General features: G+C 60.7%; 10 protein-coding genes. 4 read left to right on the top strand and 6 right to left on the bottom strand.

Features of this window, described 5'->3' with window-relative positions:
- Positions 1-14: 14 nt before the first annotated feature.
- From C5P05_RS30145 to C5P05_RS30130, 4 genes are all read right to left on the bottom strand, one after another.
- On the bottom strand, positions 15-1,496 hold the full coding sequence (locus tag C5P05_RS30145) for an NAD-dependent succinate-semialdehyde dehydrogenase (protein ID WP_114973637.1): 1,482 nt from the start codon (positions 1,494-1,496) through the stop codon (positions 15-17).
- Positions 1,497-1,545: 49 nt separating this feature from the next.
- The gene (locus C5P05_RS30140; protein ID WP_114973636.1) at positions 1,546-2,637 is read right to left on the bottom strand and encodes a tartrate dehydrogenase; all 1,092 of its coding nucleotides are present in this window, start codon (positions 2,635-2,637) and stop codon (positions 1,546-1,548) included.
- A 270-nt stretch (positions 2,638-2,907) separates the two neighbouring features.
- Positions 2,908-3,405, bottom strand: a complete 498-nt coding sequence (locus C5P05_RS30135; RefSeq protein ID WP_420130789.1) for an Lrp/AsnC family transcriptional regulator — start codon at positions 3,403-3,405, stop codon at positions 2,908-2,910.
- A 93-nt stretch (positions 3,406-3,498) separates the two neighbouring features.
- The gene (locus C5P05_RS30130) at positions 3,499-4,878 is read right to left on the bottom strand and encodes an aspartate aminotransferase family protein (protein WP_114973563.1); all 1,380 of its coding nucleotides are present in this window, start codon (positions 4,876-4,878) and stop codon (positions 3,499-3,501) included.
- Between the two features lie 169 nt (positions 4,879-5,047).
- Here C5P05_RS30130 and C5P05_RS35075 point away from each other — a divergent pair, with 169 nt between their 5' ends.
- Complete coding sequence (locus C5P05_RS35075; protein ID WP_114973562.1) at positions 5,048-6,688, top strand: methyl-accepting chemotaxis protein; 1,641 nt, start codon at positions 5,048-5,050, stop codon at positions 6,686-6,688.
- Positions 6,689-6,781: 93 nt separating this feature from the next.
- Here C5P05_RS35075 and C5P05_RS30120 read toward each other — a convergent pair whose 3' ends face one another.
- Together C5P05_RS30120 and C5P05_RS30115 are read right to left on the bottom strand one after the other, a co-directional pair.
- The gene (locus tag C5P05_RS30120) at positions 6,782-7,600 is read right to left on the bottom strand and encodes a GNAT family N-acetyltransferase (RefSeq protein WP_232834723.1); all 819 of its coding nucleotides are present in this window, start codon (positions 7,598-7,600) and stop codon (positions 6,782-6,784) included.
- A gap of 54 nt (positions 7,601-7,654) precedes the next feature.
- Positions 7,655-8,518 carry a GNAT family N-acetyltransferase gene (locus C5P05_RS30115; protein ID WP_114973560.1) on the bottom strand — a complete coding sequence of 288 codons (864 nt, stop codon included), beginning with the start codon at positions 8,516-8,518 and terminating at the stop codon, positions 7,655-7,657.
- Between the two features lie 319 nt (positions 8,519-8,837).
- Here C5P05_RS30115 and C5P05_RS30110 point away from each other — a divergent pair, with 319 nt between their 5' ends.
- From C5P05_RS30110 to C5P05_RS30100, 3 genes are all read left to right on the top strand, one after another.
- Complete coding sequence (locus tag C5P05_RS30110; RefSeq protein ID WP_114973559.1) at positions 8,838-10,328, top strand: aldehyde dehydrogenase family protein; 1,491 nt, start codon at positions 8,838-8,840, stop codon at positions 10,326-10,328.
- Between the two features lie 205 nt (positions 10,329-10,533).
- Positions 10,534-11,205, top strand: coding sequence for a haloacid dehalogenase type II (locus C5P05_RS30105; protein ID WP_114973558.1), 672 nt, complete (start codon positions 10,534-10,536; stop codon positions 11,203-11,205).
- Between the two features lie 46 nt (positions 11,206-11,251).
- Entirely contained in the window at positions 11,252-12,529 is a 1,278-nt protein-coding gene (locus tag C5P05_RS30100) for an NAD(P)/FAD-dependent oxidoreductase (protein WP_114973557.1), read from the top strand.
- Positions 12,530-12,556: the final 27 nt, after the last annotated feature.

The raw sequence follows: 12,556 nt of genomic DNA, 5'->3' as shown, positions 1-12,556 counted from the left end.
GTCCTTATAGCTTGTTAGGCAAACCCGCCCTGGCACAGATATTTCATCTGCATGTAATCGTCCAATCCATATTGGGAGCCCTCGCGCCCGTAACCCGATTCCTTGACGCCGCCAAAGGGCGCTGCTTCCGACGCCAATGCACCTTCGTTGATGCCGACGATGCCGGCCTGGAGACGCTCGGCGACACGCGACACACGGACGATGTCGCGCGAGTAAAAGTAGGCGGCCAAACCGAAAGGCGTATTGTTGGCGAGCGCGACGACCTCGGCTTCTCCGGTGAAGCGGAACAGGGCAACGACAGGGCCGAAAGTTTCTTCCGAGGCCAGAGCCATGTCATGGTTTGCCTCAGCAATGACCGTCGGCGCGAAGTAGTTGGGACCATCGGCAACCTCGTTCCTCACCCGGCCTCCTCCTGCAAGGAGCTTGCCGCCGTGGGACAAGGCATCCTGCACGTGGTGTTCGATTTTCTCTACCGCGCGCCCATTGATCATCGGGCCGATCTGTGAGTCTTCCCTGGTCGCCGGTCCGACGCGCAGCGCTTCCACGCGGGCGGTGACCTTCTTTGCGAATTCCGCGTAGATGGACTCCTGGACGTAGACCCGGTTCGGGGACACGCAGGTCTGTCCGCAGTTGCGGAACTTCGCCGTCATCAATCCGTCGGCGGCGGCGTCGAGGTCGGCATCCTCGAACACGATGAAGGGCGCGTTGCCGCCGAGTTCGAGCGACAAGCGTTTCAAGGTGCCCGCCGATTCGCGTGCAAGGTGTTTTCCAACGGCAGTCGACCCCGTGAAAGTAATTTTGCGCACCCTGGAATCGAGCAGCCATGCACCAACGACTTCCTTGACCTGGGCCCGGGATGCGGTGACGATATTGAGCACGCCGGGAGGAAGGCCGGCCTCTTGCGCCAGCCTGACCAGTGCCAGCGCCGTCAGCGGCGTATCTTCCGCCGGCTTGGCGACGACGGTACATCCCGCCGCGAGCGCGGGAGCAATCTTGCGTGCGATCATCGCAAGCGGGAAGTTCCACGGGGTAATCGCCGCGACGACGCCGACCGGTTCCTTTGCGACCATCATTTTTCTTCCGCGCACCTGCTCGGGAATGATGTCTCCGTAGGTTCTAACGGCCTCTTCCGCAAACCATTCGACATACGACGCGCCATAGTTGACTTCTCCGCGTGCTTCCGCGAGAGGCTTGCCTTGCTCGTACGAGATGATCCTGGCGATGTCCTCCGCATTGGCCATGATCAGCGCATGCCAGCGCTTGAGGAAGCGCGCACGTTCGCGGGCGGGGAGCGTGCGCCAACCGTCGAAAGCGGCCTGTGCGGCGAGGGTGGCCATGTGCGCGTCCGCGGCGCCGCTATCGGGCACGCTGGCGAAGGCGCCGTCTGTCGCCGGGTTGGCGACCTTATGGCGCAATCCGCTAATGCAGTCGCGCCATTGTCCATCGATGAAATTCTGTTCCTTGAGCAGATCAGTACGCGTAAGAGTCAAAGACATGATCAAAAGTCCTTATGTAGTGCAATGGATGTATTCATGATGGGACGGGTCACGCTGCGCGTTCTACTGCGGCAGCGATTGCCATGCCCATGTCGGTTGTCGAGGCACTCCCGCCGAGATCGGCCGTGCGGGGACCGTCGAGCAACACTTGCTGAATGGCGGCCAGGATGGCGTCGTGCGCTTGTCGTCCGGCCTCGCCGCGCTGGTCGAGGAAATCCAGCATCAGCGCGCCGGACCAAATCATGCCGATCGGATTAGCGATGTTCTTGCCATAGATGTCCGGCGCCGAACCATGGACCGGCTCGAACATTGACGGGAATTTTCGCTCCGGGTTCAGGTTGGCGGAGGGTGCAAGACCCAGCGTACCGGTGCAGGCCGGCCCGAGGTCGGACAGGATGTCGCCGAACAGGTTGGACGCGACCACCACGTCGAAGCGCTGCGGCTGCAGTACGAAGCGCGCGGTCAGGGCGTCGATATGCTGCTTGTCCCAGCGCACATCCGGGTAGTGCGCCGCCATCTCCGCCGCACGTGTATCCCACCACGGCATACTTATCGCAATGCCGTTGCTCTTGGTAGCGACCGTGACATGCTTGCGTTGGCGCTGCTGCGCCAGGTCGAACGCGAACTTTAGTACACGATCAGTGCCGTGCCGTGAGAACACCGCTTGCTGCAGCACAACTTCACGATCGGTGCCTTCGTACATCGCCCCGCCGATAGCGGTGTACTCGCCCTCGGTGTTTTCACGCACGATCATGAAATCGATGTCGCCTGGCTGGCGTCCGGCGAGCGGGCAGGGCACGCCGTCGAACAGGCGGGCCGGACGCAGGTTGATGTACTGGTCGAACTCGCGCCGGAATTTCAGCAGCGAGCCCCACAGCGAAACGTGGTCCGGCACGGTGTCCGGCCAGCCGACTGCGCCGAAGTAGATGGCGTCCATGCCGGAAAGTTGCGCCTTCCAGTCGTCGGGCATCATCTTGCCGGTCGCCGCGTAATAGTCGCAGCTGGCCCATTCGATGTGGGTGCAATTGAGCCGGATGCCGAAGCGTTCCGCGGCGGCGTCAAGCACGCGAAGGCCTTCGGGCATCACTTCTTTACCAATGCCATCGCCTGGGATGACGGCGATGTTGAATGAATGATTCATCATGAAGGTCGATCTGTTAATGAAATAAGGGAAGCCCGCCAGGGGTGGCGGATAAAACATCTGCAGGTATCTATGCTAGTTCCCGTTGCGCAGCGGGTGCTTGCATAAACTACCAGTGAAATTGACAGAAGCTGTGTTTTTTTTCGCACATTTGGCATGTTGTGCGGCACGCGAAATGGGGAGGGAGGGGACAAGAATAGGGAAGGCGAGCCACGGGTCTGGCTGCCTTATGACATCGGAAGCTGCAGGGTCAATCGGCGGCGTGGCCGGTCATTCCTGCGAGGAATACAGTTTCTCGATCGGGTAGTAGTGCTTGATGACGGGCGATTTGATCACGATGTAGCTGAAGTATTTCTCGATGTTGATATTTTGCTCGAGCACTTCTTCGATGATGGTCTGGTAATGGACTACGCTGCGGGTAACGAACTTCAGCAGATAGTCGAAACCGCCGCTCACAAGATGACATTCGACGACCTCGCTGATATTGCGGATAGCGGCTTCGAATTTCGCAAAATCCTCTCTGCGGTGATCCGACAGCGTCACCTGGGTGAACACCATTTGCATGGGGCCCAACTTTTCGAGCTGCACATGGGCGCCGTAGCCGGTAATGAAGCCTGCCTTTTCGAGCCTCTTGACCCGGATCAGGCAAGGGCTCGGCGACAGGCCAATGGCATCAGCCAGATCCACATTGGTGACCCGGCCGTTACGCTGCAGATGACTGAGGATTCGAATGTCGATCCGGTCCAGCTTGAAAGCGTCATGCATCATTGTTATTTGCCATTTTCCGTAAATCCTACGAGACCATCATCGTAGCAGCCAATTTCGCCTTTGGCATCTCAGGGCTTCCGTACGATACTGCCATTACCTGATGGCACGGCGCACCTCCGGCTGATCGAGCACCTCATCCAGCGTTTTCTTCAGGCGCTCGAATAACAGGTCGAAGTCGCTTGCGCCATAGCACAAGGCCGGGGCGAAGCCGAGGATGTTGTCGCCGAAGGCGCGGAACACCACGCGGTTGCGGTATGCGGCTTCGGAGATGCGGTCGCTGAGTTTCAGCGACGCATCGAAGCGCGCCTTGCTTGCCTTGTCGGCAACCAGTTCGAGCGCGCCCAGCATGCCGCGGCTGCGCGCATCGCCGACCAGCGGATGCTGCAGCATGTCGCGCAAGCCTTCCTCGAAGCGAGGCGCCTGGGCAATGCCGTTGGCGAGCAGTCCGCCTTCGCCGTACAGGCGCAACACTTCGAGCGCGATGGCGGCGCTGACCGGATGCGCGGAGTAGGTATGGCCATGGCCGACTGGCGTGCCGGGCGCGCCGCCATCGGCGATACCCGCATACACCGCATCCGACATCAGGACGGCGCCCATCGGCGCGTAGCCCGCGGTCAAGCCCTTGGCGACCGTCATCAGGTCGGGCTCGACGCCTTCCGCCTCGCAGGCGAAAAGCGGGCCGGTGCGGCCGAATCCCGTTATGACCTCGTCGACGACGAACAGGATGTCCAGTTCGCGGCAGGCGTCCCGCATCGCCTTGAGCCAGCCCTTGGGCGGCACGATCACGCCGCCGGATCCTTGCACCGGCTCGCAGAAAAATGCCGCCACCCGCTCCGGTCCCAGTTCGCGCACCTTGGCGCGTAATGCGTCGACCGACGCGCGGATGATGGCTTCGGGGTCGGAGCCGACCGGATTGCGGTAGGGATAGGGCGACGCGATCTTGTGCTGGTTGGGTAGCGGGACATCGAAATTCTGGTGGAACGCGGCGATTGCCGTCAAGCCCGAACCCTGCGAGGACGAGCCGTGATAGCCGTGGTCCAGCGAGATGAAATGTTTCTTTTGCGGACGGCCGGTCGAGTTGTAATAGTGCGTGATGAAGCGGATCGCGGAATCCACCGCATCCGAACCGCCGAGCGTGAAATACACGTGGCGCAGCGACGCCGGCGCCAGTTCCACCAGGCGTGCGGCCAGGCGGATGGCGGGCTCGGACCCGAAGTGAAAGTATCCGGTCGCATACGGCAGCCGGCTCATCTGCTCCGCCGCAACGCGGACAATGCTCTCTTGTCCATAACCTACGTTGACACACCATAGGCCGGAAAACGCATCGAGGACTTCGTTGCCCTGCGCATCGCGCAGATAGGCGCCGCGTCCCGATTCGAGAATCGTGACACCCCTCTGTTCGTGGGTGCGGAAGTTGACGACGGGGTGGATCAGGTGTGCGCGGTCAAGCGCGACGAGAGAGTTGTTTTTCATGATAGGAATCCGTTTAAAAACATAAGCATGTGTGAACGAGGTAAGCCGTCTATGCGCACCAGTTGATGCAAAACGCCAGCGACATGACAGTGACGCCATCGTAATCAGAGGTGCGCAGCGTTAGCTTTCGCAGACCGGCGTAGAAATCACCGGAGATCGCGTATTTGCGATGTATTCGGCATTTTCTGCCGCGTACCCAGTGGGATACTTTATTGCGCCGGCTGCCTTCGCGAGCGGCATCTTCATTCCTGAAGGAAGTACAACGCACATGACAATTAAATCGCGATTGATCGCCGTGATCACGTTCCTGTCGATACTGGCCGCCGGTATCGGCATGCTGGGTTTGCATGGTATGAAAAAAGCCAATGAAGGGTTAAAGGCCGTCTATGAAGACCGGGCAGTGGTGCTGGAGCAGATCTCGAGAATAGAAGCGCTCATGTTGCACAATCGCCTTTCACTGTCCTTGGCGATCACTGACCCGATGGTCGATGTGAAAGCCGAATCGGCGCAAATCGAGAAAAACATCACCGAAATCAATACGACATGGAGTGGCTACCTGCCGGTCATTCTCATGCCGGATGAGAAACGCCTGGCCGATAAATTCGAGGCTGAATGGTCCAGGATGAATACAGAAGGTTTTCTTCCCGCCTTGTCCGCCTTGCGCAGCGGCGATGTAGAAACTGCTAAAACAGCCCAGGACAAGATTCAGAAGCTGGCACCTGCCGTCGTGCAAGGCATCAATGCCTTGCGCAAATTGCAAGTGGAGGCGGCGAAAGACGAATATGAGCGTGCTGTAGCGCGCTATGCGGCGCTGCGCAATACCGCAGCGATTGCGATTGTGTTGTGTACGCTCATCGCAGCGCTATTTGGGTTTTTCCTTATTCGAAACATCTACCGCGATCTCGGGGGCGAGCCCGAATATGCCGCGCATATCGTACGCAGCATCGCTGCCGGCGACTTGACCATGAACGTCGCACTCCGGCAAGGGGACGATGGCAGCCTTCTGGCCGCGATGCACACGATGCAAAGGAACCTCACGCAGACCATCGGGCAGATCAATCTTGCGACGCAGACCATCAACAGCGACTCTGCGCAGGTCGCTTCAGGAAGCCAGGACCTTCGCTCCCAGACCGAACAACAGGTTTCATCATTAAAAGAAACCGCGTCTTCGATGGAAGAAATCACGTCAACCGTGAAGCAGAATGCGGAAAACGCACGCGATGCGAACCGGCTCGTTGTCTCTGCATCCGAAACTGCGCAAAGGGGCGGCGCCGTCGTGGCCGAGGTGGTTAGCAAGATGGATTCGATCAATGCATCGGCGAGGAAGATTGTCGACATCATTGGCGTGATCGACGGCATCGCCTTCCAGACCAACATTCTGGCGCTGAATGCGGCGGTGGAAGCGGCGCGTGCGGGCGAGCAAGGCCGGGGCTTCGCTGTCGTCGCCAGCGAGGTGCGCAGTCTTGCACAGCGCTCCGCAAGCGCGGCAAAGGAGGTCAAGACGCTCATTGATGATTCGGTGGGCAAGATCGACGCCGGCGCACAGCTCGTGCACCAGGCCGGCGATACCATGAACGACATCATGGAAAGCGTCGGGCGCGTGGCACACATCGTCAACAATATCGCTGTTGCGAGTCAAAAACAGAGCTCGGGCATTGATCAAGTCAGCTTGGCGATCGGTCAGATAGACCGTGTGACACAAAGGAATGCCGTGTTGGTGGAAGAGGCGGGTGGTGCATCCGAATCCCTGCGGCAGCAGGCCGTCAAGCTTTCTCAACTTGTCACTGTATTCAAGCTGGGGGATATATAGCCCACCACGCGCGTCTCTGACGCGGACCGTAATCCTGCGTTATTGCTGGCTTCAGGGCAATACTGACTTTTGGCGCATACCTTGCGCCGTATATCAGCAGAGCGCCTGATTGGCGATGGCAAACTGCTTGACGGCTTCGTCCTGATGCGGCGCGCCGTTACGCGCCATGGCCACCCCGGTATCCACCTGAACCAATCCCGCCTCCGTGAGCCAGGCGCCCAGGCCGCTTGTGCCCGTGACGTCCACACGTACGAAGGAACCGGCATAGGCGCTCGACCAGTGTGCGATCAGTGCCTTCGCACGTTCGCTATCGGTAGCCACCATCGGCCCGATTATGTGTCCGCGGCCGAAGCGGCGGATGAAGGAGAAGCCCGCAAGTTCGCCATGGCGTTCGAGCACAGCCCCCTCCGCCACGGAGACCAGCTGTTTCAGCAACGCGTCGCGCGACATGCCGGTGGCCCGGTTCGCCAATGCGATGATTTTTGCAATGTCGGCTGGTTCAGCCAGGCGGATGTTCTCTCCGGAAGCGAGTGCAAGGGGCGCGATGGAAGCCATCGTGCCCTGGTGCTGATGGATGGTGCCCGTCGCCACGAAACCGAGGCGTTCATAGAGCGGCTGCCCGGCCGGCGTGGCGATGAGCAGCGTGCAGCGGCCGCCAAGCTCTTCCAGCACCCGGTTCATCAGCTCGCGGCCGATGCCTTTACCCTGATGTTCGGGCGAAACGATGATCATCCCGAGCGACGCTTGTGCGTCTCCCTGCTTCCAGCACAGGGCGGTGCCGATCATTGCGCCGCCTTCCTCCGCGACGAAGCCGGTGCCCAGGCGGTGGACGAACTGCCAGTCTTCAAGGCGGTGCGGCCAGCGCACCGTTTGCGACAGGGCATGTGCTGCGGGCAGGTCGTTACCGTTCATTCGGCGGTAAGTGATTCCGGTAGGGGTAGTCTGGATTGTCATGATTCAATGTCTCTAACCGAGGGACTGGCTGAGCAGCGCAAAGCGTGTGACCGAGGGGTCGGGCCGCGGCGGTTCGCCTCGCGCCATCGCGTGTACCGTCGCCTCGACCTGGACCAGGCCCATTTCGGTGAGCCAAGGGCTGAGGTCGCTACTGCCCGGCACGTCGAGGCGGACAAAAGCGCCTGCATGTGTGCCCGCCCAGTGGGCGATCAGGACCTTGGCACGCTCGGCATCGGGAGCGACAACGGGACCGATCACATAGCCGTGTCCGAACTTGCGCAGCGACGCGAAGGCGATCAGTTCGCCGTAGCGGTCGATGGCGACGGTGTCCGCCACGTCCATCAGATGCTTGAGCACGGTGGCGCGCGGCATGCCGACTGCGCGCCTGGACAATTCGCTGAGCGCCGGTTCATCCCGCGAACTGATGGGCCGGATGCGCTCGCCTGCGCCGAGCGGCACGAGCGGTGCGCGGAAGACGCTGCCTTGATGCTGGTGGACCCAGCCGGTCTGCACGAAGCCGAAACTTTCACAAAATTTCACGCCGCCCGCAGTGGCATGCAGCAGGATTGTGCGGTCGCCAACTTCCTTCAGGATTCGTGACACCAGTTCGCATCCGATGCCTTTGCGCTGGTGCTCCGGCGAGACAATCATCATGCCGAGCGAAGCATAGTTGGACCCATGGACCCAGCACATCGCCGTTCCAACGATGCCGGAACCGTCTTCGGCGACGATGCCCTCGCCCAGTCCATGGATGAATTTCCAGTCGTTCAGCCGGTGTGGCCACAGCACCGAAATCGACAGCTTGTGCGCCATCTGCAAGTCATCCTTCGTCATCCTTCGGTAGCGGACGGCACCGTTCGACGTTCGATCATTCATGCTTTGTTCCTTATCTGTTCGGACTGCTACAGAACCAAAAGCGGCATTGCTCCTGCACCGTTTTCCAGACCGCATTTTGTGAGTCCCGTGACTCTTCAGAGTAAAGCTATCTTGCCACATACATGTGCGGCTGGCAGCGGAGAAATGCAATTCAACACGATCTTTTGTCGGCGCCTCCAGAACGAAATCTTGTGTCGCAGTGGGTGCTTGAGACCGCAGGAAATACTTCGGTAGCGCTCTTAAGATCCAGACACAGCCATTCGGGCCGGTGCAGATTCCTGGTGCCTGCCTGATTCGCATTCATTTGAAAGGATTGCTAATGGAACGCTTCGACCCGGATCAGGTTGCAGTGCGCAGCGCGCATTTTATCGGCGGACAATATGTGGAGGGCAAGGCGGATACGCTGGATGTGAAGCGTCCTTCCGACGGCAAGGTTTATGCCGGCCTGCCGGTGGCGGATGCGGATCTTGTCGACCGTGCGGTGCAGGATTCCTGGCGCGCATTCAAGACCAGCGACTGGGCGCGCTGCGCACCGCGCGACCGCGCGCGCATCCTGCGCCGCTGGGCGGATTTGATCGATGCCGATGTGAAGACCCTGGCGCCGCTCGAGGCGATCGGTTCGACGCGACCGGTCAAGGATGCGGCGAGCTGGGATGTGCCGTTCACCGCGGACGGCATCCGTTTCTTTGCCGAGTGGGCGGACAAAATCGGCGGTGACGTCGCGCCGACGCGCACCGACCATCTCGGCATGACCATCGCCGAGCCGTATGGCGTCATCGGCGCCATTGCGCCCTGGAACTTGCCGCTCGTGATGTCGTCGTGGAAAGTGGCGCCGGCGCTGGCGGCAGGAAATGCCGTCGTCCTCAAGCCCTCCGAGATGACGCCGTTCAGCGTGCTGCGTATCGCCGAACTGGCGACCGAGGCCGGCATACCGGATGGGATCTTCAACATTGTGCAAGGCGACGGCCGGGTGACCGGGGACGCCCTGTGCCGCCATCCCAGGATATCGAAGGTGACCTTCACCGGCTCAACCCGGACTGGCGCCGCGATCATGGCGGCATGCGCGGAAAACGGCACCAAGTCAGTGACGCTCGAACTGGGCGGCAAGAGCCCGCAGATCGTATTCGCCGACGTGCCCGACATGGAAAAAACCGCTCGCACCGTTGCGCGCGCCATCACGCTCAATGCCGGCCAGGTCTGCGTGGCCGGGTCTCGCCTGATCGTGCAGCGTGCGATCGCGGACCGGTTCATTGCGCGTCTTTCCGCGATCTTTGCGGAGCTCAAAGCAGGCAATACCTGGGATCCAGATGCCACCATGAGCCCGATCATTTCGAACCGGGAAATGGAGCGGATTGATGGCATTGTGCAGCGCGCGGTAGCTGAAGGCGGGCGCATCGTTGCCGGCGGCAGCCGTATCGCAACCGGCAACGAAGGCGCGTTCTATCAGCCGACCATCCTGGCCAATACCGCCCCCCGCATGGAAGCAGTAAAAACCGAAATTTTCGGGCCGGTACTCACGGTGCAGGTCTTCGATGACGAGGATGAGGCGCTTGTGCTTGCCGACCATCCGGAGTACGGCCTGGCGGCCGGTGTCCATACCGCCGATATCGGCCGTGCATTGCGCATGGCACGGGGCATCGAAGCGGGCACGGTATGGATCAACCGTTACGGCCGCACCTCGGACTTCGTGATCCCAACCGGCGGTTACAAGCGCTCCGGCATCGGCAAGGATCTCGGGCGCCAGGCGTACGAGGCGAACCTGCGCTACAAGAGTGTGCTCGTCGATTTCGGGCTCAGCAAATTATGCTGATCGGCACCTTAAACACCGCTGTTTCTGTGCTTGAACGGTATGAAAACAAGACATTTATGCAGGGCAGAGGTGGTCTAATTATTTCCAGAAGGCAACATTCCAGCGAGTGCAAATAGCCAGCGAGAACGTGCTTTTCGAACCCAAGCCGCCGACCGGACGCAGCGACTCCGTAGGCCCGAATTTGTCAAACAAAGGAACCTGAACCATGACTACCAACTTGAGGCCGAAGTACATCTCCTTCGATTGCTACGGAACGCTGATCAACTTCCAGATGGCGGATGTGGCGCGCGAGATTTTTGCCGACCGCATTGCTCCGGAAAACATGGGGCAGTTCACGCGCGATTTCTCCTCCTACCGCCTGGATGAGGTGATGGGCGACTGGAAGCCGTACAACCAGATCGTCTGCAATGCGGTGCAGCGCACCTGCCGCCACTGGGGTATTGAATACCGCGACAACGAAGGCTTGAAGTTCTACGAGGCCGTGCCGAGCTGGAATCCGTGGCCGGACGTGCCGGCTGCGCTGGCCCGCCTGGCCAAGGAGTACAAGCTGGTGATCCTCTCCAACTCCATGAATGACCTGATCCCCCACAGCGTCGCCAAGCTGAGTGCACCGTTTCACCGCGTCTACACCGCGGAGCAGGCGCAAGCCTACAAGCCGCGTCTGCAAGCTTTCGAATACATGATCGATCAGTTGGGCTGCAACCCGGAAGACATCCTGCATGTGTCGTCGAGCTATCGCTACGACCACCTGTCGGCGGACGACATCGGCATCAAGAACAGGGCGTTCATCGGGCGCGGCCACGAGCCGAGCTGGCCGGTCTGGGGTTCCCACGAAATGAAGGACCTGAGCAGTCTGCCGGCCCTCGTCGGTCTGTAAGCACGATGCCCATGAACCCGGAAAGCCACCAAGACAGGACGCAGCGATGAAACTGGAATCCTATTGGCTAGATACCGCACCTGCCTTCACCAGCGGTGCGCAAGGACCGGTATCGGGACGTGCCGACGTCGTTGTGGTCGGGGCGGGCTTTACCGGCTTGTCGGCCGCGCTGGCGCTGGCAAAGCGCGGCGCATCAGTGGTCGTGCTCGAAGCGGGCCGCGTCGTGGGTGAGGCATCCGGGCGCAACGGCGGCCACTGCAGCAGCGGCACAGCGCATGATTTCGGCGCGCTCGCCGGGCGTCTCGGCGTGGAGAAGGCGCGCGCCTTCTACCAGGCTTACGACGCGGCGTTTCATACAGTCGAGGCGCTGGTCAAGCAGGAGGATATCGCCTGCGACTTCAAGCGTGTCGGCAAGCTCAAGCTGGCCGCCAAGCCTGAGCACTACGACAAGCTGGCGCGCGCCTGCGACCTGCTGCGCCGCGAGGTTGATCCGCATGCCGAGATGGTGCCGGCGGATCGCATCCGGTCTGAAATCGGTTCCGACAAATTCTTTGGCGGGCTGCTGCAGAAATCCAGTGCACAGCTGCACGTGGGCAAGTTTGGCGTAGGGCTGGCAGAGGCCGCTGCCCGAAACGGAGCGCGTGTTGTTGAAAATGCGCCGGTGACCGGGTTGGAGCGCCGTTCCGATGGCGGCTTTCGCGTCACCAGCGCTCGCGGCACCCTCGATGCCAAACAAGTGCTGCTGGCCACGGGAAATTCCCGCACGGGCCCGTTCTCTTATTTCCGCCGCCGCATGATCTCTGTGGGCAGCTTCATCATCGGTACCGAACCGCTGGACAAGGCCTTGCTCGACCGCCTGCTGCCGCAACGCCGCAACTACGTCACCTCGAAGAACATTGGCAATTACTTCCGCCTCTCGCCCGACAACCGTTTGATTTTCGGCGGGCGCGCGCGTTTTGCGATGTCCAATCCGACCTCGGACCAGAAGAGCGGGCGCATCCTGCGCTCCGCAATGGAGGAATTCTTCCCCGAGCTGCGCGGCGTGGGTATCGACTACTGCTGGGGTGGATTGGTCGACATGACCGCGGATCGTTTGCCGCGCGCCGGCGAGCACCGCGGAATGTATTACTCGACCGGATACAGCGGACATGGCGTGCAGATGTCCGTTCACATGGGGCAGGTGATGGCCGATGTCATGGCCGGACACCCCGAACTGAATCCATGGCGGGGACTGGAGTGGCCGGCGATACCTGGCCACTTCGGCAAGCCCTGGTTTTTGCCGATAGTGGGAGCCTATTACCGGGTGCAGGATTGGTTGCATTGAGCCGGGTGAGACCGGGCGGCAGCAAGG

The organism is Rhodoferax ferrireducens (assembly GCF_003347515.1).
GTDB lineage: Bacteria > Pseudomonadota > Gammaproteobacteria > Burkholderiales > Burkholderiaceae_C > Rhodoferax.
The sequence above is the reverse complement of the archived record's forward strand: the minus strand, read 5'-3'. Positions and strand labels throughout refer to the sequence as shown.

Coding starts and splice junctions, on each gene's coding strand:
- C5P05_RS30145 (WP_114973637.1), bottom strand. CDS start 1,496: ATGTCTTTGACTCTTACGCGTACTGATCTGCTCAAGGAACAGAATTTC.
- C5P05_RS30140 (WP_114973636.1), bottom strand. CDS start 2,637: ATGAATCATTCATTCAACATCGCCGTCATCCCAGGCGATGGCATTGGT.
- C5P05_RS30135 (WP_420130789.1), bottom strand. CDS start 3,405: ATGATGCATGACGCTTTCAAGCTGGACCGGATCGACATTCGAATCCTC.
- C5P05_RS30130 (WP_114973563.1), bottom strand. CDS start 4,878: ATGAAAAACAACTCTCTCGTCGCGCTTGACCGCGCACACCTGATCCAC.
- C5P05_RS35075 (WP_114973562.1), top strand. CDS start 5,048: ATGTATTCGGCATTTTCTGCCGCGTACCCAGTGGGATACTTTATTGCG.
- C5P05_RS30120 (WP_232834723.1), bottom strand. CDS start 7,600: ATGAACGGTAACGACCTGCCCGCAGCACATGCCCTGTCGCAAACGGTG.
- C5P05_RS30115 (WP_114973560.1), bottom strand. CDS start 8,518: ATGAATGATCGAACGTCGAACGGTGCCGTCCGCTACCGAAGGATGACG.
- C5P05_RS30110 (WP_114973559.1), top strand. CDS start 8,838: ATGGAACGCTTCGACCCGGATCAGGTTGCAGTGCGCAGCGCGCATTTT.
- C5P05_RS30105 (WP_114973558.1), top strand. CDS start 10,534: ATGACTACCAACTTGAGGCCGAAGTACATCTCCTTCGATTGCTACGGA.
- C5P05_RS30100 (WP_114973557.1), top strand. CDS start 11,252: ATGAAACTGGAATCCTATTGGCTAGATACCGCACCTGCCTTCACCAGC.